At 64.5% G+C, this 24,985-nt stretch carries 26 protein-coding genes; 11 read left to right on the plus strand and 15 right to left on the minus strand.

The window, feature by feature from the left end; translation table 11 throughout:
* Position 1: 1 nt before the first annotated feature.
* The 7 genes from ACU0B3_RS17815 to ACU0B3_RS17845 form a co-directional block, all read right to left on the minus strand.
* Positions 2 to 1,714 (minus strand): ABC transporter ATP-binding protein, encoded by a 1,713-nt coding sequence (locus tag ACU0B3_RS17815; protein WP_446262230.1) that lies wholly within the window; start codon positions 1,712 to 1,714, stop codon positions 2 to 4.
* Between the two features lie 198 nt (positions 1,715 to 1,912).
* Positions 1,913 to 2,875 (minus strand): ABC transporter permease, encoded by a 963-nt coding sequence (locus tag ACU0B3_RS17820; protein WP_446262231.1) that lies wholly within the window; start codon positions 2,873 to 2,875, stop codon positions 1,913 to 1,915.
* A gap of 10 nt (positions 2,876 to 2,885) precedes the next feature.
* Complete coding sequence (locus tag ACU0B3_RS17825) at positions 2,886 to 3,848, minus strand: ABC transporter permease (RefSeq protein WP_446262232.1); 963 nt, start codon at positions 3,846 to 3,848, stop codon at positions 2,886 to 2,888.
* A gap of 293 nt (positions 3,849 to 4,141) precedes the next feature.
* Positions 4,142 to 5,434: a serine--tRNA ligase gene (serS, locus tag ACU0B3_RS17830; RefSeq protein ID WP_446262233.1), complete on the minus strand. Its 1,293-nt coding sequence runs from the start codon at positions 5,432 to 5,434 to the stop codon at positions 4,142 to 4,144.
* Positions 5,435 to 5,514: 80 nt separating this feature from the next.
* Positions 5,515 to 6,228, minus strand: coding sequence for a trypsin-like serine peptidase (locus tag ACU0B3_RS17835; RefSeq protein ID WP_446262234.1), 714 nt, complete (start codon positions 6,226 to 6,228; stop codon positions 5,515 to 5,517).
* A gap of 4 nt (positions 6,229 to 6,232) precedes the next feature.
* The gene (locus ACU0B3_RS17840; RefSeq protein WP_446262235.1) at positions 6,233 to 6,796 is read right to left on the minus strand and encodes a pentapeptide repeat-containing protein; all 564 of its coding nucleotides are present in this window, start codon (positions 6,794 to 6,796) and stop codon (positions 6,233 to 6,235) included.
* Complete coding sequence (locus tag ACU0B3_RS17845; protein ID WP_446262236.1) at positions 6,789 to 7,469, minus strand: hypothetical protein; 681 nt, start codon at positions 7,467 to 7,469, stop codon at positions 6,789 to 6,791. The genes ACU0B3_RS17840 and ACU0B3_RS17845 overlap by 8 nt, the downstream gene beginning before the upstream one ends.
* Before the next feature lie 139 nt (positions 7,470 to 7,608).
* Here ACU0B3_RS17845 and yajC point away from each other — a divergent pair, with 139 nt between their 5' ends.
* The 9 genes from yajC (at position 7,609) to ACU0B3_RS17890 (ending at position 13,739) form a co-directional block, all read left to right on the plus strand.
* A complete protein-coding gene (yajC, locus tag ACU0B3_RS17850; protein WP_446262237.1) occupies positions 7,609 to 7,896 on the plus strand; it encodes a preprotein translocase subunit YajC in 288 nt (95 codons plus the stop codon).
* 41 nt (positions 7,897 to 7,937) lie between these two features.
* Positions 7,938 to 9,611: a protein translocase subunit SecD gene (gene secD / locus ACU0B3_RS17855; protein WP_446262238.1), complete on the plus strand. Its 1,674-nt coding sequence runs from the start codon at positions 7,938 to 7,940 to the stop codon at positions 9,609 to 9,611.
* A 3-nt stretch (positions 9,612 to 9,614) separates the two neighbouring features.
* Positions 9,615 to 10,583, plus strand: a complete 969-nt coding sequence (secF, locus tag ACU0B3_RS17860; RefSeq protein WP_446262239.1) for a protein translocase subunit SecF — start codon at positions 9,615 to 9,617, stop codon at positions 10,581 to 10,583.
* 14 nt (positions 10,584 to 10,597) lie between these two features.
* A complete protein-coding gene (locus tag ACU0B3_RS17865) occupies positions 10,598 to 10,951 on the plus strand; it encodes an Mth938-like domain-containing protein (protein WP_446262240.1) in 354 nt (117 codons plus the stop codon).
* Positions 10,952 to 10,955: 4 nt separating this feature from the next.
* The gene (ccmA, locus tag ACU0B3_RS17870; RefSeq protein ID WP_446262241.1) at positions 10,956 to 11,567 is read left to right on the plus strand and encodes a heme ABC exporter ATP-binding protein CcmA; all 612 of its coding nucleotides are present in this window, start codon (positions 10,956 to 10,958) and stop codon (positions 11,565 to 11,567) included.
* Complete coding sequence (ccmB, locus tag ACU0B3_RS17875; protein WP_446262242.1) at positions 11,564 to 12,220, plus strand: heme exporter protein CcmB; 657 nt, start codon at positions 11,564 to 11,566, stop codon at positions 12,218 to 12,220. Before ccmA ends, ccmB begins: the two co-directional genes overlap by 4 nt.
* Positions 12,221 to 12,290: 70 nt before the next feature.
* Positions 12,291 to 13,022 carry a heme ABC transporter permease CcmC gene (ccmC, locus tag ACU0B3_RS17880; protein WP_446262243.1) on the plus strand — a complete coding sequence of 244 codons (732 nt, stop codon included), beginning with the start codon at positions 12,291 to 12,293 and terminating at the stop codon, positions 13,020 to 13,022.
* Entirely contained in the window at positions 13,019 to 13,195 is a 177-nt protein-coding gene (locus ACU0B3_RS17885) for a heme exporter protein CcmD (protein ID WP_446262244.1), read from the plus strand. Before ccmC ends, ACU0B3_RS17885 begins: the two co-directional genes overlap by 4 nt.
* Entirely contained in the window at positions 13,188 to 13,739 is a 552-nt protein-coding gene (locus tag ACU0B3_RS17890; RefSeq protein WP_446262245.1) for a DsbE family thiol:disulfide interchange protein, read from the plus strand. Before ACU0B3_RS17885 ends, ACU0B3_RS17890 begins: the two co-directional genes overlap by 8 nt.
* 199 nt (positions 13,740 to 13,938) lie before the next feature.
* Here the strand turns inward: ACU0B3_RS17890 and ACU0B3_RS17895 are convergent, their stop codons facing one another.
* Complete coding sequence (locus ACU0B3_RS17895; RefSeq protein WP_446262246.1) at positions 13,939 to 14,370, minus strand: methyltransferase family protein; 432 nt, start codon at positions 14,368 to 14,370, stop codon at positions 13,939 to 13,941.
* Positions 14,371 to 14,432: 62 nt separating this feature from the next.
* Entirely contained in the window at positions 14,433 to 17,201 is a 2,769-nt protein-coding gene (acnA, locus tag ACU0B3_RS17900; RefSeq protein WP_446262247.1) for an aconitate hydratase AcnA, read from the minus strand.
* A 407-nt stretch (positions 17,202 to 17,608) separates the two neighbouring features.
* Here acnA and ACU0B3_RS17905 point away from each other — a divergent pair, with 407 nt between their 5' ends.
* Both ACU0B3_RS17905 and ACU0B3_RS17910 read left to right on the plus strand, forming a co-directional pair.
* On the plus strand, positions 17,609 to 18,229 hold the full coding sequence (locus ACU0B3_RS17905) for a YdeI/OmpD-associated family protein (RefSeq protein WP_446262248.1): 621 nt from the start codon (positions 17,609 to 17,611) through the stop codon (positions 18,227 to 18,229).
* A gap of 158 nt (positions 18,230 to 18,387) precedes the next feature.
* Positions 18,388 to 19,089: a DUF1223 domain-containing protein gene (locus tag ACU0B3_RS17910; protein WP_446262249.1), complete on the plus strand. Its 702-nt coding sequence runs from the start codon at positions 18,388 to 18,390 to the stop codon at positions 19,087 to 19,089.
* A 285-nt stretch (positions 19,090 to 19,374) separates the two neighbouring features.
* On the opposite strand, the gene ACU0B3_RS17915 is transcribed toward ACU0B3_RS17910, so the two are convergent.
* The 6 genes from ACU0B3_RS17915 to ACU0B3_RS17940 all read right to left on the minus strand — a co-directional run bounded on the left by ACU0B3_RS17915 (position 19,375) and on the right by ACU0B3_RS17940 (position 24,854).
* Positions 19,375 to 20,298 (minus strand): lysophospholipid acyltransferase family protein, encoded by a 924-nt coding sequence (locus ACU0B3_RS17915; RefSeq protein ID WP_446262250.1) that lies wholly within the window; start codon positions 20,296 to 20,298, stop codon positions 19,375 to 19,377.
* 274 nt (positions 20,299 to 20,572) lie between these two features.
* Positions 20,573 to 21,118, minus strand: a complete 546-nt coding sequence (locus tag ACU0B3_RS17920; protein ID WP_446262251.1) for a tetratricopeptide repeat protein — start codon at positions 21,116 to 21,118, stop codon at positions 20,573 to 20,575.
* Positions 21,119 to 21,267: 149 nt separating this feature from the next.
* Positions 21,268 to 21,441, minus strand: coding sequence for a hypothetical protein (locus ACU0B3_RS17925; protein ID WP_446262252.1), 174 nt, complete (start codon positions 21,439 to 21,441; stop codon positions 21,268 to 21,270).
* 127 nt (positions 21,442 to 21,568) lie between these two features.
* Complete coding sequence (locus ACU0B3_RS17930) at positions 21,569 to 23,143, minus strand: ABC transporter substrate-binding protein (RefSeq protein ID WP_446262253.1); 1,575 nt, start codon at positions 23,141 to 23,143, stop codon at positions 21,569 to 21,571.
* A gap of 67 nt (positions 23,144 to 23,210) precedes the next feature.
* A complete protein-coding gene (locus ACU0B3_RS17935; RefSeq protein WP_446262254.1) occupies positions 23,211 to 24,545 on the minus strand; it encodes an MmgE/PrpD family protein in 1,335 nt (444 codons plus the stop codon).
* Positions 24,546 to 24,671: 126 nt separating this feature from the next.
* The gene (locus ACU0B3_RS17940) at positions 24,672 to 24,854 is read right to left on the minus strand and encodes a hypothetical protein (protein ID WP_446262255.1); all 183 of its coding nucleotides are present in this window, start codon (positions 24,852 to 24,854) and stop codon (positions 24,672 to 24,674) included.
* Positions 24,855 to 24,985 lie beyond the last annotated feature (131 nt).

A 24,985-nucleotide genomic window follows, 5' to 3' on the forward strand; every position in this document is an offset into this window, starting at 1 on the left:
CTCACACCGCCTCCGCCTCAAGACCTTTTGTGGACAAAAGGTCTGTCTTCGGCATCAGCCTCAGGAGCTCTTTGGTGTACTCCGTCTGCGGATCGGCAAAGAGCGTTTCGGTCTCCGCCAGCTCGATCAGCTTGCCGCCTTTGAGTACCCCCACCCGGTCGCACATCTGCCGCACCACCGGGAGGTCGTGCGAGATGAAGAGCATGGTGAGGCCCAGATGCTCTTGCAGGTCCTTCAGGATGTTCAGGATTTGCGCCTGGATCGACACGTCGAGCGCCGAGGTCGGCTCGTCGCAAATCAGGAACCTCGGCTGCGTGGCCAGCGCGCGGGCGATGGAGATACGCTGGCGCTGCCCGCCCGAGAACTCGTGCGGGTACTTGAGCCCCGCCTCCGCGCCGAGGCCCACACGGTCGAGAAGCTCTCCCACCCGCGCGCTCACCTCGTTCTTGGGGATCATCCCCAGATGCAGCGCCGGCTCTGCCACGATATGATCCACCCGGTGACGCGGGTTGAGCGAAGAGAACGGGTCCTGAAAGATCATCTGGATGTCGCGTCGGTAGGCCAGCACCGTCTGCGCATCCGCGCCCGACACTTCGGTCCCCTCGTAGCGCACCGACCCGCCGTCGAGCGGGTAGAGCCCCGCGATCATCCGTGCGATGGTCGACTTGCCCGACCCGGATTCACCCACGAGGCCAAAGACCTCGCCCGGCTGGATGTCGAAACTGATATCGTCCACGGCGGTGAAGTACCGGCGCATCGACGGGATCAGAGAGCCTTTCTCGAGGAACTTCTTGGTGAGGTTCTTGGCCTCGATCAGCGGCCCCGGCTTGGGCGAGACCTGTGGCCAGTTGCGCGCCAGATCGGCGATGTTGAAGGTCGTCTCCCGCCCGCCATAGCTGATCTGCGGAAAGCGGTGCACCTTGACCTCGGGACGCGGCACGGCGGCGATCAGGCTCTGCGTGTAGGTATGCTCGGGCTGGCCGAGCACCTGAGCCGTCGGCCCGCTCTCCACCACTTCACCCATGTACATCACCGTCACGCGATCGGTGGTCTCGGCAATCACGCCCATGTCGTGGGTGATCAGGATCACGCCCACTTGGCGCTCGGTTGTGAGGTCCCTGATCAGCTCGAGGATTTGCTTCTGGATCGCCACGTCGAGCGCCGTTGTCGGCTCGTCCGCGATGATCACGTCCGGCTCCGAGCAAAGGGCGAGGGCAATCACCACCCTCTGCCGCATCCCGCCCGAGAATTGGTGCGGGTACTGGTTCAGCCGGGTCTTGGGATCGGGAATGCCCACGCGATCCAAGAGCTCTTCGGCCCGGCGCGTGGCCTCGCTTTGGCTGACGTTCAGATGCGCCACCATGGTCTCGGTCAGCTGCTCGCCCACGGTGAAGAGCGGGTTCAGCGACGTCAGCGGGTCCTGGAAGATCATCGAGATCGTCTTGCCGCGCAGGCGCCGCATGGCCGCGCGGTCCTTGCCCGAAATTTCGTCGCCCCGGTAGGAGACACTGCCGCCCGCGATATGCCCGCTCCCTTCGAGAAGGCCCATGATCGCGGCGCCGATGGTCGACTTGCCCGCCCCGGACTCGCCCACAAGCCCGTGGATTTCTCCCGGTTCGACGGTCAGTGCGGCCTTTTTGACCGCTTCGAACAGGCCCTTGCGGGTTGGGAAGGCGACGGTCAGGTCGTCGATGGTGAGGAGGGGGTTAGGCATTGCGACCTCTGGAATTAGAGCGCGCCCAGTGTCGCTGTCCCGCCCGGCTTGTCCGGGCCATGCCCGACCCTCCCCCCGGGAGGGCATACGGCGCTGTCGTGCGCAAAGTGTGCGTCGATGGTGCTTTGGAGTACGCGCTCAAAAGATGCGTTGCGGTGCCCTCCCAGGGCCGGGCATGACCCTCTGTTTCAACGCGCATCACCGCATCCTCGGGTTCAGAGCATCACGCAGCCAGTCGCCCAGCAAATTCACCGACAGCGCCAGCACCAACAGCGTCGCCGCCGGGAAGAAGAGGATCCACCACTCCCCAGAGAACAGGAACCCTTGCCCAATGCGGATCAACGTCCCAAGGGACGGCTGCGTCGGCGGCGCGCCCACGCCGAGGAAGGACAAGGTCGCCTCCGCAATGATCGCCAGCGCCAGCGAGATCGTTGCGATCACCAGCACCGGAGAGAGCACATTCGGCAGGATGTGCCGAAACGTGATCGCAAAGCCCGACCGGCCGATCAGCTGCGCGGCCTGCACGTACTCCTTGTTCTTTTCGACCAGCGTCGCCCCGCGGACGACGCGCGCGAACTGCACCCAATCGCTGAGGCCGATCGCAAGGATCAGCACCCAGATCGCCATCTGGTCGCGGTACTCGATCGGGGTGATCCCCTTGGCGATGCCAAAGATCAGCATCGCCACAAGGATCGCCGGAAACGTCAGCTGCACGTCGGCTGTGCGCATGATCAGCGTCTCCACCCAGCCGCCGCGATAGCCCGCAATTAGCCCCAGCGTCACGCCGATCACCATACCCAAAAGCACCGCCGAGACCCCGACAAAGAGCGAGATGCGCATCCCGTAAAGGATGGTGGAGAAGACATCGCGCCCCTGATCGTCGGTCCCCATCACAAAGCTGTCCCCGGTAAAGGCATTGGGCGTGCCGGGCGGGGTAAACCCGTTCATCAGGTTGAGCGAGGCCGGATCGTAGGGGTTGGTGGTCGCCAGCAGCGGCGCAAAGACGGCGGCGAGTACCAGAAGCGCGGTGAAGAACGCCGACACCATCGCCACCGGAGAATGACGGAACGACCAGGCGAAATCACTGTCCCACGCGCGCTTCAGCCGCGAAGGCGGCACCACCGCAGGACGGTCCGCCGGCATGTCGGTCAGATCGCTCATGTGCCCGCCCTCACGTTCTAAGCCTCGGATCAATCGCAAAGTACAAAAGGTCGACGATCAGGTTGATCACCACGAACATCACCGAGATCAGCATCAGGTAGGCGGCCATCACCGGAATATCGACAAAGCTGATCGCGTTGATGAAAAGAAGGCCGACGCCCGGCCACTGGAACACCGTCTCGGTGATGATCGCAAAGGCGATGATCGAGCCGAGTTGCAGCCCCGTCACAGTGATGACCGGCACCAGTGTGTTCTTGAGCGCGTGGCGGAAATGCACGGCGCGGTCGCGCAGCCCGCGGGCGCGGGCAAAGCGGATGTAATCCTGGCGCAAGACCTCCAGCATCTCGGTCCTTACCAGCCGCATGATCAGCGTCATCTGGTAGAGCCCCAGCGTGATCGACGGCAGGATCAATGCCTGCAGGCCGGAAGACGTAAGGAACCCCGTGCTCCACCAGCCAAGCTGCACCGTCTCCCCGCGTCCGAACGAGGGCAGCATGTCAAGCTCGACCGAAAAGACGTAGATCAAGAGGATCCCGATCAGGAAGGTCGGCAGCGACACCCCGATGAGCGACAGGCTCATCACGGCATTGGCCGCGACCGTGCCGCGCCGCAGCGCGGTGAAGACGCCCAGCACGATGCCGAAGAAGATCGCAAGAAAACCCGAAACGAACGCCAGCTCGAGCGTCGCCGGCGCGCGCTCCAGAAGGATGTCCGCAACGGGGCGCCCCTGGCGGTACGAGATGCCGAAATTGCCCTGGATCGCGTTCTCGAGGAACCGCAGGTACTGGACGGGAAAGGGTTGATCGAGACCCAGCTGAGCGCGCAGGCGCGCGATGTCCGCGTCCGTGCGCTCCTGTCCGAGCATGTTGTCGATCGGGTCCCCCACAAAGGTGAACATCGAAAAGGCCACGAGGCCGACGACGAGGAGGACAAGGACGGATTGCAAAACCCGCCTCAGGACAAAGCTGATCATCGCGTGATGGTGCGGCGCGGGGCGAGGGAGGTCAAGCGCCTCCCCTGCCTCTTTGCCCAAACGTCAGGCATGTGCCTAGGGGATGGACAGGCTGCCGGCAGTGCCCACCTTACTCCACTCCGGTCTGAAACCTGTGCTCCACGCCTCTGCAACGCGCAATTCTGCGGAGAGTAGGGTGGGCACTGCCGAGACTTCAGCGTCAAGCAGCCCACCTTACTCCGCCTTGTTCAAAGCGCTTGCACAGCCTCGCACCCAACGCATCGATCAACGCAAGGTAAGGTGGGCACTGCCGATCAGACCAGAGCCCCCGAAGGATCGATCCGTGTCTTGCCACCCAAATAAGGCGTCAGCACCTCCGGCAGGTCGACCGACCCATCCGCCTGCTGCCCGTTCTCGAGCACCGCGATCAGGCACCGGCCCACGGCCAGACCCGACCCGTTCAGCGTATGCACGAACTCCGGCTTGCCGCCGCCCGCGGGCTTGAACCGCGCATTCATTCGGCGCGCCTGAAAGTTACCCGTAGTGGAGACCGAAGAGATCTCGCGATACGCATTCTGCCCCGGCAACCACGCCTCGATGTCGTAGGTGCGGCGCGCGCCGAAGCCCATGTCACCCGTGCAGAGGACGACCGTCCGGTAGGGCACTCCTAGCGCTTCAAGAAGCCCTTCGGCACATCGCAGCATCCGCTTTTGCTCGGCATCGGAGTGCTCTGGATGGGTGATCGAGACCATTTCGACCTTCTCGAACTGGTGCTGGCGCAGCATGCCCGCCGTGTCGCGCCCTGCGCTGCCCGCCTCCGAGCGGAAGCACAGCGTGTGCGCCGTCAGGCGGATCGGCAGCTGCGCCTCTTCGAGCACGTCCCCCGCCACCGAATAGGTCAGCGTCACCTCGGAGGTCGGGATCAGCCACCAGCCATTCGTGGTCTGGTAGCTGTCCTCACCGAACTTCGGCAGCTTATCGGTCCCGTACATCGCGTCATCGCGGACGAGCACCGGAGACTGCACCTCGGTCAGCCCGTTCTCCGAGATGTGGGTGTCCAGCATCCACTGCGCGAGCGCCCGGTGCACCCGTGCAACGGCGGCTTTGAGCATGACAAACCGCGCGCCCGACGTCTTGGCGGCGGTGGCAAAGTCCATGCCGGGCGCGACGCCCGCGATCTCGAAATGCTCCTTCGTCTCGAAGTTCGTCTCGCGGGGTGTGCCCCAGCGGCTCACCTCGACGTTGTCCTCTTCATCGGCGCCCTCGGGCACGTCATCGGCTGGGAGGTTGGCGATGCGCGCGAGCATGTCGGTAAGCTTTGCGTCTTCCGCCTTGGCTTTCTCCTGCAGCTCGGCGACCTCGGCCTTCTTGGCGGAAACCAGCGCGCGGAGGCGCTCGAACTCGGCCTCGTCGCCACGCGCTTTGGCTGCACCCACCTCCTTGGAGGCTTTGTTCTGCTCAGCCTGCGCCGTCTCAGCGGCGTGGATCAGCGCCCGGCGCGCCTCGTCCACGGAAAGAAGCTCTGACGACATCGCGGCGTCTCCCCGGCGGGCCAGCGCCGCGTCAAAGGCGGCGGGGTTCTCGCGGATGGCGCGGATGTCGTGCATGTCTCTCACTCCGGTTGACGGGAATGTTGATAGGAATGCGTGAGCCTCTACGCCAGCGCAGCCGCAGCGTCCAGAGATGCTCAGTCCGCGAGGGCTCCCGTCAGCCAGGGATCGAGCCGCGTGATAATCGCGCCCACGTCGCCCTCGGCGCTTGGCCGCGCGGAGACGACCGCCACGACGCGCCATCCTTCGTCCGTCTGCTGGAGCACCGGCGCGCCCGAGTTGCCCGCGATCACCGGGCAATCGAGCGTCGCGATCCGCAGGCGCACGGCGTCAAAGGCGCAGTCGAACCGTCCGTTCAACACTTCTGGCCGCACCCGGTGATAGCCGACAATGGCCGCGCTTTGCGTGCCCACAAGCGGCGCGAGTGGAAGGCTCGGAAGCTGCCTTTCGGTGATCGGCTTGTCGAGCGTGAGCACCGCCAGATCCCAGGCCGGCTGCGCCACCCGTCCACGCGTGAGGTCAAACTGCGGATGCAGCTCGAGCCGGGTGGTGCGCCGAAAGGTCACCATCTCCCCCCGATCCCAGCCCGCGACAAAAGTGATCCTCGGAAGCGCCCTCGGCGCGCCCTCCCAGACCATGCAATGCGCCGCCGTGAGCACTTTTGTCGGCGCCACAAGCGTGCCCGTGCAAAACGACCGATCCCGGTAGCCCGCCACATTGATCCTGCCCACCGCCGCCCAGGTTTGGCGTTCCTCTTCGCTCAGCGCCGGAAGCGGTGTCTGCGCGAGAGCCGGGAGGGCCCAGCAGAGCAGGAGGGAAATGGCCAGCCGCGTACTTGTGAGCTTAATCACCGAGCTAGTCCGGGTTCATGCCGATAGACCTCTGCCAGGTGTGCCACTGCTTAAAGAAGTCTTTGTCGCCTAGCTTTTTCGTCGCCCAATGCGATGGTCGGGCTCCATTGTTCAGTTGAACGCTTCCATCAGCAAAAATGTCCTGCCAGAACGGTCGAAGAACTTCGACTGTTTCTTCGTCCACGTTTCGTAAGCAAGCACCAAGCATGTTTGCCTGATTGAGGTTCACACTTCGGTTTAGTTTGACCCCGCCTAGGTCCGCGCCGTTAAGCCGCGCGTTAGCCAGGCTGGCGGCGGTTAAGATAACCTCTCTAAGTCGTGCATAATTTAGGATTGCGTTGTTCAAGTTCACCGAAGTCATATCGGCATGGTCTAAAGTCGCATGAGACAGGTTTGCATGCGCAAGGTTTGACGCCATCAACTGAGCTTTGTGCAGCTTGGCACCCGTAAGATTGGCATGAGAAAAGTTCACGCCTCGCGCTTTCACGTTGGATAAATTCGCTTCGATCAAGTTCGCATGCGATAGGTTCGCCGCACGAAAGTCCAAACTTAGCAGTTGATTACTCATGCGTTGCTTCCTCATTCCCTTTCAAAAGCACGTCAATGGCGGCTTGAAGGTCTATGGGCATAGGAGAACTAGTGTAGCCTTCGTCTTCACCAGCTCTTGGGTTTCTGGCCTGATCCAACACGTACGCGTTCAGCGTTTTGAGTACCATGGGTCGGTCCGAGGGGTATTGTTTCATCAGACGTTCTAACGCGTGGATCGCTCCCATGCGGACTGCAGCGCTTTCGCTGGCAAAGTGCGACATGGCATCGAGCAGTTGATTTGTGACAGCGGTTTGTTCGGAAATCCTATTTTGTTTACGTAATTCCTCCAAGCGCGCCAGTGAGATCGGCAGCGTGACCACGGCGCCCGTCACGGCGGTGACGGCGACGAGTTGGGCGATGACGAAGCGGAACTTGGACTCGTTGATATCGGGATCAAAGGTGAAGGCCACCTTTCCAACCAGCCAGATCAGCGACGCGATCAGGACGAGCGACAGGACCGCGTAAAGAAGCCCCAGCACCAGAAAGGCGAAGGTCGGGACACGCTCGAGCCCCATCGCCTTTTGCCAGCCTCGGGCGGGACCGGCGAGCAGACCCAGACCGCAGATCGCAAGAAGGGCGGTGAAGCCCAGCGCTCCCCACGGCACATGCGCGGGCCAGGGGGTGGCAAGGAGGTGGGTCCAGACGGTGTCCATCCTTCAACCATGCCCCGCCATCCGAACGGTGCAAAGGGGAACGAGGCGCCTTGCAACTCCCACGCCCCGCGCATACGTTCCGCGCGACTTTGAGAGACGCCTCACGCGCGCTCTTTTTCGGACACCGACAGAGGCCCTCATGGAAGCTATTGCACAGTTTATCCCGCTTATCCTGATCTTCGCGATCATGTACTTCCTGCTGATCCGTCCGCAGCAAAAGAAGATGAAGGAGCACCAGAAGATGGTCGACGCGCTGCGCCGGGGCGACCAGGTGGTGACCGCAGGCGGGATGATCGGCAAGGTTTCCAAAGTGCCGGGTGACGGCAATATCGAGGTCGAGGTCGCCGACGGCGTCAAGGTGCGCGTGGTGCAGAACACAATCTCGGCGGTGCTCAACAAGACCGAGCCGGCAGACGCCAAAAGCTGATCCACGCCGCACACGGCTAGTCCCAACGGGAGGCGCGGCGGATGCTGCAAATCGACATCTGGAAGCGCATCCTGATCGTGCTCACCGTGGCGGTGGGGCTGATGCTGGCCTTTCCGAACACGTTCTATGACCGGGTCGAGCGCTACAACGACGCGCAGGCGGTGTTGGTTAATGACCGTTCGAGCGCGGAAGACCGCAGCGCGGTGGAGGGCGATGCCGGGCTCTGGCCGTCCTTCCTGCCGTCTGGGCTGGTGAACCTCGGGCTCGACTTGCGCGGCGGGGCGCACCTGCTCGCCGAAGTGCAGGTCGAGGACGTCTACGAGGCCCGGATGGAGGCGTTCTGGCCGGAGCTGCGCGATGCGCTGCGCCCTGAGCGGACGACCGTTGGCACGATCCGCCTTCAGCCCTCGGCACCTGATGAGCTGCGCGTGCGCATTTCTCAGCCTGAGGGGATGTCCCGCGCGCTGGAAGTGGGCCGTAGCCTCGCGCAGCCAGTGCAGACCGCGACGGGCCTTGGCGCGACGGATTACGAGTTCACCGCCGAGGGTGACACTCTGATCGCGCGCATCAGCGAGGCCGAGCAGATCGCCACCGACGACCGCACCGTGCGCCAGTCGCTCGAGATCATCCGCCGCCGCATCGACGAGGTCGGCACCCGTGAGCCGACGATCCAGCGGCAGGGCGCGGACCGCATCCTGATCCAGGTGCCGGGCATCGGGTCGGCCTCCGAGTTGAAGGAGATCATCGGGACCACGGCGCAGCTGACGTTCCAGCCGGTGGTGGGCCGCGCCTCCAGCCCGGACGAGAACGCAGGCATCGGCAACGAGATCCTGCCCTCGCTCGACGAGGCGGGCGTCTTCTACACGCTCGAGCAGGCCCCGGTGGTCACGGGAGAGGAGCTGGTCGACGCGCAGCCGGCCTTTGATCAGAACGGGCGGCCTGCGGTGAACTTCCGCTTTAACCCGGCGGGTGCGCGCAAGTTCGGCGACTACACGGCCGAGAACATCGGCAATCCCTTCGCCATCGTGCTCGACGAAGAGGTGATCAGCGCGCCGGTTATCCAGAGCCACATCCCGGGCGGGTCGGGCATCATCACTGGCAACTTCACGGTCGAGGAATCGACCAACCTTGCGGTGCTTCTGCGGGCGGGGGCGCTGCCGGCGGAGCTGACCTTCCTCGAGGAGCGGACCATCGGGCCGGAGCTGGGCGCCGACTCGATCCGGGCCGGGCAGATCGCCTGCATCGTCGCCTTTGCCGCCGTGCTGGTCTTCATGTTCCTCAGCTATGGCCTCTTCGGCATCTTTGCCAACATCGCGCTCATCATCAACGTCGGTCTGATCTTTGGCCTCTTGTCGCTCATCGGGGCGACGCTGACGCTGCCGGGGATTGCGGGGATCGTGCTGACCATCGGGATGGCGGTGGATGCCAACGTGCTGATCTTCGAGCGCATCCGCGAGGAGACCAAGACGGCCAAGGGCCCGGCGCGTGCCATCGAGCTGGGCTATGAAAAGGCGCTGTCCGCGATCCTCGACGCCAACATCACGACGTTCCTGACGGCGGTGATCCTCTTTACCATGGGGTCTGGGCCGGTGCAGGGCTTTGCGGTCACGCTGGGTCTCGGCATCCTCACCTCGGTCTTCACGGCGATCTTTGTCACGCGCCTGATGGTGGTGATGTGGTTCGAGCGCCGCCGCCCCAAAGTGCTGGAGGTCTGAGCAATGCGCCTGCGACTGGTTCCCAAAGAGACGTCCTGGGACTTCTTTTCCCGCTCCAAGCTGTGGCTGGGTCTCTCGGCGCTGATGATGGTGCTGGCGTTCGTGTCCTTCTTCCTGCAGGGGCTGAACTACGGCATCGACTTCCGCGGTGGCACGACGGTGCGCACCGAAAGCGCGCAGCCGGTCGACGTCGCCGCCTACCGCGGAGCCATCGACCAGCTGGAGCTTGGGGATGTGACGATCACCGAGGTGTTCGATCCGACTTTTGGCCCCGATCAGAATGTCGCGATGATCCGCATCCAGGCCCAGGAGGGGCAGGAGAGCGTCTCGGGCGCCATCGTCGACGACGTGCTGACCGCCTTGCAGGCCGTTGCGCCGGATATCGAGTTCACGTCCGTGGAATCGGTCGGTCCCAAGGTCTCGGGCGAGCTGATCCAGACGGCGGTCATCGCCGTGGTCCTCGCCATCGGCGCGGTGCTGATCTACATCTGGGCGCGGTTCGAGTGGCAGTTTGCCCTCGGGGCCGTGGTGGCGCTGGTGCATGACGTTCTGCTGACCATCGGCATCTTTTCCGAGCTGCAGATCCGGTTCGATCTCGCCATCATCGCGGCGCTGCTCACCATCGTCGGCTACTCGCTCAACGACACGGTGGTGGTGTTCGACCGCGTGCGGGAGAACCTGCGCAAGTACAAAAAACGCCCACTGAAAGAGGTGCTCAACATCTCGATCAACGAGACGCTGAGCCGCACGGTGATGACCTCGGTGACGACGCTGCTCGCGCTGATCTCGCTCTTTGTCCTCGGCGGGGACGTGATCCGCGGCTTTGTCTTTGCGATGATCTGGGGCGTAATCATCGGGACCTACTCGTCGATCTTCGTCGCCTCCGCGATGCTGCTGTGGCTCGGGGTCAAGCGTGACTGGTCCAAGCCCGACGCCAACGCCGGCACCCAATTCGCCAACGTCGACGCCTGAGGCGGGTCTGAGCGATGCGCCTGAACGAGATCGACTATTCCGACGCCCCGCCCATCGACGGTTATGGGCCCGGATTTTTCCGCATCGGCGGCGAAGTCCACGAGGGCCCGCAGATCGTGGCGCCGACCGGTGTGGCGGCCTGGGGCGGGTATGATGACATCGAGGCAATCCTTGCGCTCGCCGGCAAGATCGACGTGCTCTTTGTCGGCACGGGCGCGGACATCGCGCACCTGCCTCCCGCATTCCGCAAGGCGGTCGAGGACGCCGGGATCGGTGCCGAGCCGATGAACGCGCCGTCCGCCTGCCGCACATACAACATCCTTTTGAGCGAGGGGCGCCGCGTCGCCTGCGCGCTCTTCCCGGTCTGAGCCCGTGCTCGCCGTCCGCGACCTCGCCGTGGGCCGGAGCGGGACGGCGGTGCTTGAAGGGCTGACGTTCGACGTCACGGCGGGACGCGCGCTCATCCTGCGCGGTCCCAACGGGATCGGCAAGACGACGCTCCTGCGTACCATCGCCGGCCTGCAACCACCCCTCGACGGCACGATCGAGATGGAGGAGGGCGCTGCCGCCTACGCCTCCCACGCCGACGGGATAAAGACGGCGCTTACTGTCGGTGAAAACCTGAGCTTCTGGGCAGAGGTCTTTGGCACAGCCGGCATCGACGCGGCACTCGACGCGTTCGACCTGCAAGGACTGCGCGACCGCCCGGCAGGCAAGCTCTCTGCCGGTCAGAAACGCCGCGTGGGCCTTGCCCGCATCCTTGTCGCGCAGCGGCCGCTCTGGGTGATGGACGAGCCGACCGTGTCGCTCGACGCCTTCACGGTCAAAGCCTTCGCAGAGCTGGTCCGGGAGCACCTCGCGGGCGGCGGCGCCGCGCTGATCGCCACCCATATCGACCTCGGCCTTGACGCCGAAACGCTCGACGTCAGCCCCTTCGTGGCCAAAAGCACCGGTCCCCGGGGCTTTGACGAGGCGTTTGAATGAAGGCGCTGCTCCTGCGCGACATGGCCCTTGCCGTGCGCGCGGGCGGTGGGTTCGGCCTTGCGCTGGCCTTCTTCCTGATCGTCGTCGTGCTGGTGCCGTTCTCCGTGGGGCCTGACACCGCGCTGCTGGCCGAGATCGCGCCGGGTATCCTGTGGCTGGGCGCGCTGCTTGCGTGCCTCCTCTCGCTCGACCGCGTCTTTGCGCTCGACTTCGAGGACGGCTCGCTCGACCGTTTGGCCACCGCGCCGCTGCCGCTCGAGGCCGCCGCGCTCATCAAGGCGCTCGCGCATTGGCTGACCACCGCGCTGCCGCTCATCGTGATCGCGCCGGGCCTCGGCGTGCTGCTCTCGCTGCCTGCATCCGGCTTTGCCTGGGTGCTGGTCTCGCTCGCCGTCGGCACGCCCGCGCTCAGCGCCATCGGCACGTTTGGCGCCGCGCTCACCGTAGGGCTTCGGCGCGGAGGGCTGCTGCTGTCGCTGCTCGTGCTGCCGCTCTATGTGCCGACGCTGATCTTTGGCGCGGAGGTGGCGCGGCGCGGGACGCAAGGGCTCGACCTTGGCCCGACGCTGGCGCTGCTTGGAGGCATCACGCTCGGCACCGTGGCGCTCTTGCCCTTCGCTACCGCGGCGGTCTTGCGCATGACCCTGCGATAAGCGCGCGCAGTCTGGCCGGGACACGCGTATGTCACTGGCGCTGCGCAAAGATCGGGATTAAATGACGCCCATGTCGCTTTGGGAATACGCCAATCCACGCAAGTTCACCGGCCTCGCCGGAACCCTCTTGCCGTTCGTCGCCTGGGCGGCAGGCATCCTGACGGTTCTCGGCCTCGTTTGGGGGTTCTTTTTCACCCCCAATGCTGACAAGTTCGAGTCCACGGTCAAGATCATCTACCTGCACGTGCCGTCCGCGCTGATGGCGATCAACGCCTGGCTGATGATGCTGGTCTGCTCGCTGATCTGGCTGATCCGCCGCCACCACGTTAGCGCACTTGCTGCACGCGCGGCGGCGCCCGTGGGCATGGTGATGACACTGATCGCGCTCTGGACCGGCGCGGTTTGGGGCCAGCCGATGTGGGGGACGTGGTGGGCCTGGGATCCGCGCCTGACATCCTTCCTCATCCTCTTCCTTTTCTACCTCGGGTACATGGCGCTCTGGACCGCGATCGAGGACACCGAGACGGCCGCCGACCTGACCTCCGTGCTCTGTCTTGTCGGCTCGGTCTTTGCACTGCTCAGCCGCTACGCCGTGAACTTCTGGAACCAGGGCCTGCACCAGGGCACGACCGTGCCCGTGGCGACGGGTGGGCGCACGATCTCGGACATCTATTTCCTGCCGCTCGTGACCGCGATGGTGGGCTTTGGCCTGATGTTCCTCGCGCTCGTGCTGGCGCGCACGATCATGCTGATCCGCCAGCGCCGCATCGCCGTGCTCGAGGCGCGGGAGGTGCGCGCATGAGCTGGACCCTGAACGTCGACCTTGGCAAATACGCCACTGAGGTGCTGCTTTCCTACGCCGGGGGCCTCGCGTTGATGCTGGCGCTTGTCATCGTGTTTGTCCGCCAATACCGCACCACTGCGCGCGCGCTCCGCGCGGCCGAGGCCTGCGCGGCGAGGTCTACCGATGGCTAAAGTCTCGCCCCTCATGGCCCTGCCGCCCGTGCTCTTCGTGGCCTTTGCCGCCATGGCCTATTTTGGGATGAATCGAGACGGGCAGGGCGAGCTGCCCTCTACCGCCGAAGGCGCCTCCGCCCCCGCCGTGCTTGCCGAACCCTTCTCCGACGAGCCTGGCTTCACCGACGCAGACCTGCGCAGCGGAGAGGTTGTGCTCGTCAACTACTGGGCCAGCTGGTGCGCGCCCTGCCGCGCCGAACACCCCACCCTCGAGCGCCTCGCGGACGAAGGCATCCCGATCTATGGCGTGAACTACAAGGACCCGCTGGCCAACGCAGAAGTGTTCCTCGAAGAACTCGGCAACCCCTACACCGGCCTCGGCGCCGACCCACGCGGCCGAATGGCCATCGAATGGGGGGTCTACGGCATGCCCGAGACCTTTGTGATCGCCGGCGACGGCACGGTCGTGCGCCGCATCGCCGGCCCCGTCACATCCCGCGTCCTCGAAGAAGCCCTCCGCCCCGCCATGGAGCGCGCCGCGGCGATGGGAGCAGGCGGATAACGCAGGCACCCAAACGTCGCCCACTGTGGCCAGCCGTCAAAACAGCGCGCCAGGCTCCAGCTTCATCTTCCCAAAGGGCTCCGCCCGTTCTCGGGCAAAACGCTCCCCCGGAGCGTTTTCGAGGAGCCCGCTCACCCCACCGCCGGAGGCTCCGACAACAGCCAAGCGTACGAATTTCAGAATTGTGTGAAACCGCCTTCTACGCTCCGATCCAGCGCCGCACACGCGCAACGTAGGTCTCGCCTTCTTCCGCAAACGCCGTCACCAGCGCGGCCTCCTCCGGCGCGGCAAAGTCGCGGTCGAGGAGCCACCAGAGACCGGCTGCTGGCAAGAGGCCCAGCAGGCTGCCCTGGCTGAACCCAATGCCGAGGACGATCAGGATCATGCCGAGGTAGATCGGGTTGCGGGTAAAGGCGAAGGGGCCGGTGGTGATCAATGCGGCGGGTGCTTGTCCCGGGTGGATCGGTGTCCGGCGCCCGCGGAACTGGTACGCCGCCCATCCGGCCAAGACGAGACCGGCCAAAGCGACGAGCCCGCCAAAGGCCCGCGAGCCGACCTCGAGCAGCGGCAGCGCATTGAGGATCAGCGCCAGAACGGCGGCCACAAGCGTGTAGAACGGCGGGAACTTCATCGCAGGTCAGCGCTCCGGTGGGCAAGGTAGGGTAGGCAAATCTGCCCACCCTACGGGATATGTCAGGCCGCCTTGGCCAGGTTCCGAAGAACGTAGTGCAAAACGCCGCCGTTTTCGATGTATTCGATCTCGACCGCCGTATCGATCCGGCACTTAAGCGTAATTTCCTTGGTCGACCCGTCCGCCGTGGTGATCGTCGCCGGCACTTCGGCCAGAGGCGACACCGTGTCGAGCCCGTGGATCGAGACGGTCTCCTCGCCCGTGAGCCCCAGAGAATTGCGCGTGTCACCGCCGGTGAACTCGAACGGGATCACGCCCATGCCGACGAGGTTGGAGCGGTGGATGCGCTCGAAGCTCTCGGCGATGACCGCCTTGACGCCCAGCAGCGCAGTCCCTTTGGCGGCCCAGTCGCGCGAGGAGCCCGCGCCGTACTGCTCACCGCCGAAGATCACGAGCGGTGTGCCCGCCTCCTGATAGGCCATCGCCGCGTCAAAGATCGACGTCTGCGCGCCGTCCGGGCCTTTAGTGTAGCCACCCTCGACGCCATCTAGCATCTCGTTCTTGATGCGGATGTTGGCAAAGGTGCCGCGCATCATGATCTCGTGGTTGCCCCGGCGCGAGCCGTAGGAGTTGAACTCGCGCGGCTGCACCTGGCGCTCGGTCAGGTACTTGCCGGCGGGCGTCGTCTCCTTGAACGACCCGGCGGGGGAGATGTGGTCGGTCGTGACCATGTCGCCCAGCAGAGCCAGCACCTTGGCGCCCTCGATGTTCTCGATCTTGCGCGTCTCCATGGTCATGCCCTGGAAATACGGCGGGTTCTGCACGTAGGTCGAGGTGGCCGGCCAGTCGTAGGTCTGGCTTTCGGTCGTCTCGACGCCCTGCCACTTGTCGTCTCCCTTGAAGACGTCGGCGTATTTCTCCTGGAAGGCGGCGCGCGTCACCGTCTGCTCGACGAGGTCGGCGACCTCCTGGGCGGTCGGCCAGATGTCCTTGAGGAAGACGTCGTTGCCGTCCTTGTCCTGGCCGAGCGGCTCTTTCGTGATGTCGACGTTCATGTCACCGACCAGCGCGTAGGCCACCACGAGCGGCGGCGAGGCGAGGTAGTTGGCGCGCACGTCGGGCGAGATGCGCCCTTCAAAGTTGCGGTTGCCCGAGAGCACCGACACGCCGATCAGGTCGTTGTCGTTGATCGTCTTCGAGATCGACGGCTCGAGCGGGCCGGAGTTGCCGATGCAGGTCGTGCAACCGTAGCCAACGAGGTTGAACCCGATCTTGTCCAGATCGTCTTGGAGCCCCGCGGCCTCGAGGTATGCGGAGACTACTTGCGAGCCCGGTGCGAGCGACGTCTTGACCCAGGGCTTGCGGTCGAGGCCAAGCGCCGCCGCCTTGCGCGCCACGAGGCCCGCGCCGATCATCACGTAGGGGTTCGACGTGTTCGTGCAGGACGTGATCGAGGCGATCACGATCGAGCCGTCGTGCAGCTGGTAGCCGGCGTCCTTGTTATAGCCCATGGCGTGGCTGCCGGTGTTGCCCGGGATGTCGACCGGCGCGGGCTGGCCGCCCTCGGCCTCCCAGCGGGTCTTACACTCCTTGGCGGCCTTGTCGCTGCCGCGCTGGCCGTCGACATAGGCGTGGAACGTGGTCGCCGCCTTGTCGAGCGCGATGTAGTCCTGCGGGCGCTTGGGACCCGAGATCGCCGGCACGATGGTCCCCATGTCGAGGTGCAGCGTGTCGGTGTAGACGGGCGCGTAGTCCGCGTCCCGCCAGAAGCCGTTCTCCTTGGCGTAGGCTTCGACCAGCGCGATGCGGTCCTCGTCCCGGCCGGTCACGCGGAGGTAGCGCAGCGTCTCGCCGTCGATGGGGAAGAACCCGCAGGTCGCGCCGTATTCCGGCGCCATGTTGGCGATGGTCGCGCGGTCGGCAAGCGGCAGGCTGTCGAGGCCCGCGCCGTAGAACTCGACGAATTTGCCGACGACGCCCTTTTCGCGCAGCATCTCCACAACTTTGAGGACGAGGTCGGTGCCGGTGGTGCCCTCGACCATGGCGCCGGTCAGCTCGAACCCCACGACTTCGGGGATCAGCATCGAGATCGGCTGGCCGAGCATGGCTGCCTCCGCCTCGATCCCGCCAACGCCCCAGCCCAGAACGGCCGCGCCGTTCACCATGGTGGTGTGCGAGTCGGTGCCGACCAGCGTGTCGGGGTACGCGACTTCCTCGCCGTTCTGATCGGTGTCCGTCCAGACGGTCTGCGCGAGGTACTCGAGGTTAACCTGGTGGCAGATGCCCGTCCCCGGAGGCACCACGCGGAAGTTGTTGAACGCCGACTGCCCCCACTTGAGGAAGGTGTAGCGCTCCATGTTGCGCTCGTACTCGCGGTCCACGTTCATCTGAAACGCGCGCGGGTTGCCGAACTCGTCGATCATCACGGAATGGTCGATCACCAGGTCCACAGGGTTCAGCGGGTTGATCTTTTCCGGGTCACCGCCCAGCGCCACGATCCCGTCGCGCATCGCTGCAAGGTCGACCACAGCCGGAACCCCGGTGAAGTCCTGCATCAGCACGCGCGCCGGACGATAGGCGATCTCGCGCGGGTTCTTCCCGCCTTTGTCGGCCCATTCGGCGAACGCCTTGATGTCGTCCGTCGAGACCGTCTTGCCGTCCTCGAACCGCAGCATGTTCTCGAGCACCACCTTGAGCGCCGCGGGCAGCTTGGAGAAATCCCCGAGGCCCGCCTCGGTCGCTGCCGCGATCGAGTAATACGAGACCGACTGGCCTCCGACGGTGAGGGTCTTGCGGGTGTTCGAGCTGTCTTGTCCGACGGTGATGGGCATGGGGCTGGCGCTCCTCCGGCTGGCAATTTGGGATACGTTGGCGCTGCAATAGCCGCCCGAAACCCTTGTGCGCAAGAGGGTGCGACAATTTTGTGTACGATTGCATACAGTTTTTTGAGATCGTGCCCGGTACGTGCTGCCAGCACCGTCCCGGACGGGTTTGCAGGGTACACCGGCAGGCTTTCAAACAAGTGCTGTTCATTTAGATCGAATTGCTTGCCTCGATCAGAGCACCCGTCTGACGGGCACCGTCAGGCCGCGTCATGCCTCCGGCATGGCCCGCCCCCGTCAAACCAAAGGTTTGCCTTCGGCAAAACGGGCGGCGCGATTGCGCCACCCCGCAGGACGGCGCGTGAACTTTTGTATCTGTGCTACGGGTCGTGGGCAATCTGCGCTAGACTTCCTCCATGATCACCGAGATCGAAGACTACTTCACCAAGGGCTGCGGGCGCTGTGCGCGGTTCGCCACTGCGGACTGTTCGGCGCGGGTCTGGTCTGAAGCGCTCAGCGAACTGCGCGCGCTCTGCCGTGACGCGGGCTTGACCGAGACGGTCAAGTGGGGCCATCCGTGCTACACCGCCCACGGGCAAAACATCGCGATCCTTGGCGCGTTCCGGTCCGAAGTGCGGCTCAGTTTCTTTCACGCTGGGCTGATGGCCGACCCCGAGGGTGTGCTGACCCCGCAAGGTCCGAACACCGCCTTTGCGGATGCGCTGCGGTTCACATCCGCGGCGGACGTGCGCGCGCTGGCGGGCACGATCAGCGCCTATCTGGCGGAGGCCAGGGGCTATGCCGCGCAAGGTCTGAAGCCCCCCAAGCCGGCCACGGACGTCAGCCTGCCGGACGCACTGGTGGAGATGCTCGCCGCCGCGCCGGAAGTCTCGGAGGCGTTCGACGCGCTCACGCCGGGACGCCGGAAAAGCCACGCGCTGCACGTCGGGTCCGCCAAAAAGCGCGAGACGCAGGACAGCCGCGCGGCCAAGGCCGCCGCCGCCATCCTCGCCGGTAAGGGCCACAACGAGCGGTAGTGGCGCTGCGCTTAGCGAGGCGCCGACTCTGCAACGCAATCCGGGCGCTGCAACATAAGGTCACGGAAACAGTTTGATCCCTCACCAAGGCTTGATTGGCGCCGCGCGCCCGGGCCATCTATGTGGGGCTGGCTGCCAAGACCCAAAGGACTGCTCCCATGCTGCGCATTCTGGCCACTGCCGCTGCTCTTTTGACCGCCCTGACCGCCTCGGTGTCGGCGCAAAGCGAGGGGCGTGTGGTGCTGGTCGAGCTCTACACCAGCCAGGGCTGCTATTCCTGCCCGCCCGCGGACAAGCTCTTGGGCGAGCTGGCCGAGCGCGATGACGTGATCCCGCTGGCGCTGCATGTGGACTACTGGGATTACATCGGGTGGAAGGACATCTTTGCCAAGCCGGCCCACACCCAGCGCCAACGCGCCTACGCCAAGACCTGGAACGAGCGGATGATCTACACGCCCCAGATGGTGGTCGGCGGGCTGCATCCCGTGGTCGGCTCCCGCCCGATGGACGTGGCCGAGCTGATCCAGAAACACGCCATGGCCGAGCCGGTGGTCGCGCTCGAGCTGACACGGAGCGGCGACAGCGTGGCAATCGTCGCGACCGCGCTCTCCGACGTGCCTGCGGCCGAGGTGCACCTTGTGCGCTACACGCCCGAGCAGACCGTCGACATCAAGCGCGGCGAAAACCGCGGCAAGCGTCTAACCTACCACAACATCGTGACGTCCTGGCAGACGCTCGCCACATGGGACGCCGCCGCGCCCCTCGAGCTGACCGCAGAGGCCGCCGGTGACGCACCCGTGGTGGTGATCGTGCAGGCCGAGGGCTATGGCATGGTGCTCAGCGCGGCGCAGCTTCGGTAGGGATTTCTCGGCGCGAGATCGGATGGCGTACGTCCGAGCACGGAGCTATCGCGCCCCGGACTACGATCCGGGGCCTCGCCTGTTTTGTTTTGAGGTCCGGGCTCAAGGCCGGGACGAGTGAACATAGGGGTACATAGCACTCCCAGTAGAATACGCGTTCACTACGGCCTAAATCAAAGCGCCTGCCTGACGGGCACCGTCAGGCCGCGCCGTCCCGCCCCCATGGGGCGGCGCGATGCGCCACCCCTCGGGTCGGCGCGTGAACGACCGGTTTCTGCAAATAAGTTAGCTACCGCCCGCCGCCGCAACCCGCTCCTTACGGCCCGGCTTCCAGCGTTTGTGAATCCAGAACCACTGGTGCATGTGCTCCCGCACCAACGCCTCGAGGTTGTCGTTGACGGCCTGCGTCATCGTCTCGGCGTCCGTGTGCGGGATGGGCGCCTCAACCCGGACTTCAAAGCTCATGCCATCTGACTGCCGGACCGAGTAGATCGGGATCAGCGCCGCGTCGTACTTGAGCGCCAGCTCGGCGGTGATCACCGAGGTAAAGGCGGGCTTGCCGAAGAAATTGAGCTTGGGCGCGCCGAAGGCGTTGAGGTCTGTCAGAATGCCCAGAACGCCGCCGCCTTTGATGTGCCGGACGAGCTGGGTCATGCCCTTGCGCCCCTGCTCGAACATCGGCTCGCCTATCTGAGAGATAGCCGCGACGTAGTGGTCGTTGAACCACGGGTTCGACATCCGCCGGTAGAGCGCGCCCATGTTGTGCCCGCGCGCGATCAGATTGGCGCGGGCGACGTCGTAATTGCCGAAATGCGCGGTGACGAGGATGACGGGGCGCCCTTCGGCACGCGCCTCTTCGAGCGCTGCAAGGCCCGAGCCCGCGATCGGTGCCGCGACCGCGCGTTTGACGAAGTCGGCGCCTGAGTAGATCTCGATCAACGTGCGCCCGACATTGTCGGGGACTGCGCGGGTGAGGCCGGTCACCTCTTCTTCGGAGAGGTCGGGTCGCACGTAGGCGAGGTTCTCGCGAATGCGGCTCCGCCATCCTGCGATTGGGGCCACAAGCGTCCGGGCCGCCCAGCCCATAAGCGGCACGCGCCATGTGTAGGGCAGGGCGAGCAGGCAGCGGATGATCCCGCGCAGCACGAGGTTCTGCATCCACTGCGTCCGGGTGCCATTGGTGCTGTGATCTCTGGAAGGTTTGGCCACGTCCATCCCGCCTGCCCAAGTCTGCCTCAGCAGATAGCGGCGGAGGGGAGGGGCCTCAAGTGGGGCGAAGCGAGAGCCAAGTTTCGCGCGGCAACAACACTAGACTTAATATGCGTCGCCCGTCAGCCTTAAAATGCGCGCTTAGATCAGAGCGTCCGCCTGACAGGCACTGTCAGGCCGTGCCGACCCGCCCCCATGGGGCGGCGCGATGCGCCACCCCTTGGGTCGGCGCGTGAACTTTCGTTGCTCACGCGCCGGCTAAATGGCCATGTCGTTAGTACGCGTACCCAGCACCCGTGCGGATCGCCTGAGCCAGCGAGAACTCGGCCCAAGTGTTACGACCTCCGCGTTTGCGGATCTCCGTCAGCTGCATCTTGGCCGCGTCCATGTCACCGAGCTCGGCATAGCCCTGGCCCATGTAGGAGCGCGCGAGGATGTTGTCCGGGTCCTGCTCCAAGGCGGCGGTGTAGTGGACCATAGCCTGATCCATGTCGCCGAGCTTGCGCGCGGTGAAGCCAAGATATGTTTGCACCCGCCCATCGGTCTGGACCGTCATCGCCTCGAGCGCCGCCCGTGCAGCGCCGTACTGGCCGACGTAGGCGAACTCGCGCGCGGCGTCATAGCGCTCGTCATCGGTCAGCGAGCTTTCCTGCGCGTCCACGCACGCCTTGCTGTCGGCGTCGTAGATCTGGCCTTTGGTGCATTGCTTGGTCGTGCTGGTGGTGGCCGGCGTCGAGCCGCCTCCGCCTGCGGCCAGCGCAAGGCCCGGTGCCAGAACAAGCGCGCCAACCAGCGCGGGTGCGGTTAGGTTTTTCAGCATGTCAGATCTCCCGTTTGTTTCATCATATACGCGGCGCGCCGGCGATTGGGTTAAACTTTCCGTCAACAGCCCGCGCAAAGCGGCAATGCGCGCGGCAAAGAAAAAGGGCCGGCGCGCCGACCCTTTCCCGTGCCATGTGAGAGGTGCGCCTAGCCCACCATCTCCACACATTTCTTGGCTTCCGCGTCGTAGGACATGCCCTCGGCGCAGCTGATGGAGGCGGTTTCGGCTTCCATCTTGTGTGCGCCGCTGCAGCCCATGGCGAGCGTGACTGTCGGTGTCAGCATGACGAGGAGTGTGGCAATGCCTGCTGCTTCACGCATAGTGGTCTTCTCCTGTTGCATTTGTTTCCGTAGGGGAAACGATAGCCGCACCTTTTGCAAAGTCACGGAATTTGCCGGGCGGAGACTGCGACATCTCCGCCCGGCGTAGTGTGTGCCCGCAGCCTAATCAGTTTACCGTCACCCAGCGCAGGATAAAGAAGTTGTCCGGGCGCTGCGTCAGCTCGATGTTGTCGCGCGTCCCCCACACCAGCGGCTGCACGTAAAGCGGTACATAAGCTTGCTCGGATTGATAGAGCGAGACCGCCTCTTCCATCATTGTCTGACGCTTGGTGTCGTCCACTTCGGCCTGGATCATCGGCAGGAGCTCGTCGATCCGCGCGTTGGAGTAGTCGCCAAAGTTCCAGCTGCCGAGCTTTTTCTCCGAGTTCGGCGTCGAGGCGAGGAAGCGGATCGGGTGCTCGTGATCGAACGTGCCCGGCGACCAGCCCAGCAGGTACATGTCGAAATTGTCCTCGCGCAGCTCCGGCCAGTAATTGCGCACCGGCATCGCATCGAGCTCTGCCTCGAGCCCGATCTGCGCCAGCATCGAGACCACCGCCTGACAGACCGCCTCGTCGTTCAGGTAACGATCGTTCGGGCATTTGAGGCCAAAGCCGAACCCGTCCGGGTAGCCCGCTTCGGTCAAGAGCTCGCGCGCGCGCTCGGGATCGTAAGCCGGGCGCTCGGCGAGGCTCTCGACAAAGCCGCGCATGGCGGGGGAGACGAGCTGGCTCGCGGGCTCCGCACTGCCGCGCATGATCGTCTGCAGGATCGCCGGCACGTTGACGGCATGGGCGACTGCCTGGCGCACCTTGACGTTGGTGAACGGGTTCGCGTCGCCCGCGTTGGTGCCGTATTTCAAGAGGTCGGCGCCGTGCGCCATGCCGAGCATGATCACCCGCGCTTCGATCCCCCGGATCACCTGCACGCCGTCCCGGCCATCAAGCCGCGCCGCGTCCTGGATCGGCACCGGGTTGATCATGTCGACGTCGCCAGAGAGCAGCGCCGCCACGGCCGTGGCCGAATTCTGGATCGGGGTGAACGTCGCCTCGGTGATGTTGTGCTCCGCCTCGCCCCACCAGCCGTCGAACGGCGTCAGAACGGTGCGCAGGCCCGGCTGGCGTTCGGTCAGCACAAAGGCGCCGGTGCCGTTGGTGTTGAGTGTCGCGGCGTTCTCGGAATCCTTGGCCGGGCGCTCGGCGCCGTTCGCGGCCGCCCAGCCGCTGTCCATGATCATCCAGTTGGCGATGCTGTCGGGGAAGATCGGGTTTGGCACGGATGTGAGGATGTCGACGGTGTAGTCGTTCACCGCGATCACATCCGTCACGCCGGCAAACCAGCTCGAGGTGTCGGATTCAGGCGACGACGCCCGTTCGTAGGAAAAGACCACGTCCTCGGCGGTGAAGTCCTCGCCGCCGTGGAACTTCACACCCTGGCGTAGCGTGAACCGCCAGCCGCCGCCGTCGCCGTCGACGTCGAGCGCCTCCCAGGAGGTCGCAAGCGCCGGCTCGACGGACATGTCCTTGCCGCGCCGCACGAGGCCCTCGTAGACGTTGTTGAGAAAGCCCAGCACCGGGGCCGCGTTCACCGCGTGCGGGTCCATGGTCTGCGGGTCGGTCGTCCCCGCCCAGGAAAAGCTCTCCGCCGCCGCCGGCAGTGCCAGCGTGAGTGTCAGCGCCGTGGCGCTCAGAAAACGATACATGTGAAGTCCCTCGGTCGTGGCCCGTGCCCGGGCAATGGCATGAGGGTGAGCCTAGTGCGTCAGGAGGTCACATCAAATTGGTGTGATGGGGGGCGGCCAGTGCATCCAACAAACCTGACACTTCGCGCTCCACATCCAATGTAGCAACAAGTTTGCGAATGGCCTCTCCTCTCTCCGTCCCGATCACCGGGGAGGCGAGGCGCAAGAACTTGTCTTCAATGGTCTTTGCAGGCAGCGGAGTCTCCGGGTCGCCTTGAGCTTCGATCCGTCCCGAGGAAATCACCCGGCCATCTTTGAGCGTCACATGGACGTCGCCAAAACGCCGCGCGGGAAAAGCCTGATTGAACGCCTCGTTCTCGCGTGTCGATACGCGTTGTGCGAGGCTCGATACTGAACCTTGAGAGAACCAAGCCGCAGAGACCTCGCTTGGTCCGATTGTGCCTGCCAGCACGGCAGCAGCGACTGAAAACGGCAAGCTGTATTGCGCCTCCTCTGTCGTTGTCGGAATGGCGGTCAAGCGCGCAGCCTCGTGAAACGTTTCGACCTCGATCGATTTAATGTCGTGCGGCTCAAGCCCATGATCGTTTATGGCTTTCAGAGTGCCTTCCACGGCAGGCTGCGCCCAGCGGCAGACCGGATAAAGCTTGATGTACTGCTCACCGACGTACCACCGCTTCCCCAGGTCGGACCAGATGTGCGAGACATCGGGGCCCGTAGCAGTGACCGAAGGCGCACCAGTGAAGCCGTCTTGGGCCAGATAAGCCGCCGAGACACCAGCCATAGCCCCCCAACCCGAGCCATCCTTGACCATCGTCGGATGGTCGATGCAACGCATCATCTGGCTTCGAGGTCCGTGATATTCCGCGATCCCGAGCGCGTGCAGTGTCTGGCTTTTTTCCAGACGAAGCGTGCGCGCTCCGATGGCTGCCGCTGCAAGAGCAATCCAGGCACCGGAGGTATGATAGTCGCAAGCGGTGGCATGAAGCGCGATACCCGCGCGGGTCCCCACTTCGTAGCCAATGACGATGCGGGTCAACAACTCTTGCCCGCTGCATGGGCATTGTGCCAATGCGAGCGAAGCGGCAACGACGCCGCATCCGACATGCCCTTTTGTCGGCTTCGAGCCATCGTGCGCATCCAGCGCGTCGATTGTCATCCCGTTCGCTAGCGCCGCGCCCACACTGGAAACCATCCTTCCGTCCAGCCAAAGAGGCGACTCTGGTCCGGTGCCCGCGCCAAAGTGTGCTACAGCGTGAGATCGAATGATCCGCGACAACTCTGTTTGCGAGCCCGCAATCGCGACGCCCAATGTGTCGAGCAAACCGCGTTTGGCGTCTGCTATCGCCTGCGCGGGTAAGTCTTCGTAAGTCGTGTTGTGTATAAATTCGAGCAGCTGGGACATAGCGCTCCGCCATGAAAGTCCTTCACGTTGGAGCTTTGCACGGTCCATTACAGTTAAATGTGCTATTTGCGACGTGGCGGCGTGCCGTTCGGTGTGCCAGAAGACTTTTCAGTAAGGCGATGCCTCTCACAAAACCCGCGCCGGAAAATCCTGGGTCCGCGCCTCCTTCGGCGCACGAAACATCTCCTGCGGCGTCCCGCTCTCCAAAATCCGCCCCCGGTGCAGAAGGCACACTCGGTCCGTCACATCGCGCGCGAAGGCCATTTCGTGGGTCGCCAGAACCATCTGGTGGGCTTTTGATGCCGGCATGACCTGATGCACCTCGTCCAATGGCCTAGGCTAGAACAATAAAGCGATGGCAGCAGGCGCATGATTTGCGGGTGGCTCAAACGCTTTGCCAGCTGAATTGCCCAAAAGGCGATTGCACGCCGCACCATTGG

It is taken from the genome of Pseudaestuariivita sp. (assembly GCF_052825805.1).

What these genes read in the sequence shown, in the direction of transcription:
- ACU0B3_RS17815 (WP_446262230.1), bottom strand. Translation starts at nt 1,714, where the DNA reads ATGCCTAACCCCCTCCTCACCATCGACGACCTGACCGTCGCCTTCCCA.
- ACU0B3_RS17820 (WP_446262231.1), bottom strand. Translation starts at nt 2,875, where the DNA reads ATGAGCGATCTGACCGACATGCCGGCGGACCGTCCTGCGGTGGTGCCG.
- ACU0B3_RS17825 (WP_446262232.1), bottom strand. Translation starts at nt 3,848, where the DNA reads ATGATCAGCTTTGTCCTGAGGCGGGTTTTGCAATCCGTCCTTGTCCTC.
- serS (WP_446262233.1), bottom strand. Translation starts at nt 5,434, where the DNA reads ATGCACGACATCCGCGCCATCCGCGAGAACCCCGCCGCCTTTGACGCG.
- ACU0B3_RS17840 (WP_446262235.1), bottom strand. Translation starts at nt 6,796, where the DNA reads ATGAGTAATCAACTGCTAAGTTTGGACTTTCGTGCGGCGAACCTATCG.
- ACU0B3_RS17845 (WP_446262236.1), bottom strand. Translation starts at nt 7,469, where the DNA reads ATGGACACCGTCTGGACCCACCTCCTTGCCACCCCCTGGCCCGCGCAT.
- yajC (WP_446262237.1), top strand. Translation starts at nt 7,609, where the DNA reads ATGGAAGCTATTGCACAGTTTATCCCGCTTATCCTGATCTTCGCGATC.
- secD (WP_446262238.1), top strand. Translation starts at nt 7,938, where the DNA reads ATGCTGCAAATCGACATCTGGAAGCGCATCCTGATCGTGCTCACCGTG.
- secF (WP_446262239.1), top strand. Translation starts at nt 9,615, where the DNA reads ATGCGCCTGCGACTGGTTCCCAAAGAGACGTCCTGGGACTTCTTTTCC.
- ACU0B3_RS17865 (WP_446262240.1), top strand. Translation starts at nt 10,598, where the DNA reads ATGCGCCTGAACGAGATCGACTATTCCGACGCCCCGCCCATCGACGGT.
- ccmB (WP_446262242.1), top strand. Translation starts at nt 11,564, where the DNA reads ATGAAGGCGCTGCTCCTGCGCGACATGGCCCTTGCCGTGCGCGCGGGC.
- ccmC (WP_446262243.1), top strand. Translation starts at nt 12,291, where the DNA reads ATGTCGCTTTGGGAATACGCCAATCCACGCAAGTTCACCGGCCTCGCC.
- ACU0B3_RS17885 (WP_446262244.1), top strand. Translation starts at nt 13,019, where the DNA reads ATGAGCTGGACCCTGAACGTCGACCTTGGCAAATACGCCACTGAGGTG.
- ACU0B3_RS17890 (WP_446262245.1), top strand. Translation starts at nt 13,188, where the DNA reads ATGGCTAAAGTCTCGCCCCTCATGGCCCTGCCGCCCGTGCTCTTCGTG.
- ACU0B3_RS17895 (WP_446262246.1), bottom strand. Translation starts at nt 14,370, where the DNA reads ATGAAGTTCCCGCCGTTCTACACGCTTGTGGCCGCCGTTCTGGCGCTG.
- acnA (WP_446262247.1), bottom strand. Translation starts at nt 17,201, where the DNA reads ATGCCCATCACCGTCGGACAAGACAGCTCGAACACCCGCAAGACCCTC.
- ACU0B3_RS17905 (WP_446262248.1), top strand. Translation starts at nt 17,609, where the DNA reads ATGATCACCGAGATCGAAGACTACTTCACCAAGGGCTGCGGGCGCTGT.
- ACU0B3_RS17910 (WP_446262249.1), top strand. Translation starts at nt 18,388, where the DNA reads ATGCTGCGCATTCTGGCCACTGCCGCTGCTCTTTTGACCGCCCTGACC.
- ACU0B3_RS17920 (WP_446262251.1), bottom strand. Translation starts at nt 21,118, where the DNA reads ATGCTGAAAAACCTAACCGCACCCGCGCTGGTTGGCGCGCTTGTTCTG.
- ACU0B3_RS17925 (WP_446262252.1), bottom strand. Translation starts at nt 21,441, where the DNA reads ATGCGTGAAGCAGCAGGCATTGCCACACTCCTCGTCATGCTGACACCG.
- ACU0B3_RS17930 (WP_446262253.1), bottom strand. Translation starts at nt 23,143, where the DNA reads ATGTATCGTTTTCTGAGCGCCACGGCGCTGACACTCACGCTGGCACTG.
- ACU0B3_RS17935 (WP_446262254.1), bottom strand. Translation starts at nt 24,545, where the DNA reads ATGTCCCAGCTGCTCGAATTTATACACAACACGACTTACGAAGACTTA.
- ACU0B3_RS17940 (WP_446262255.1), bottom strand. Translation starts at nt 24,854, where the DNA reads ATGCCGGCATCAAAAGCCCACCAGATGGTTCTGGCGACCCACGAAATG.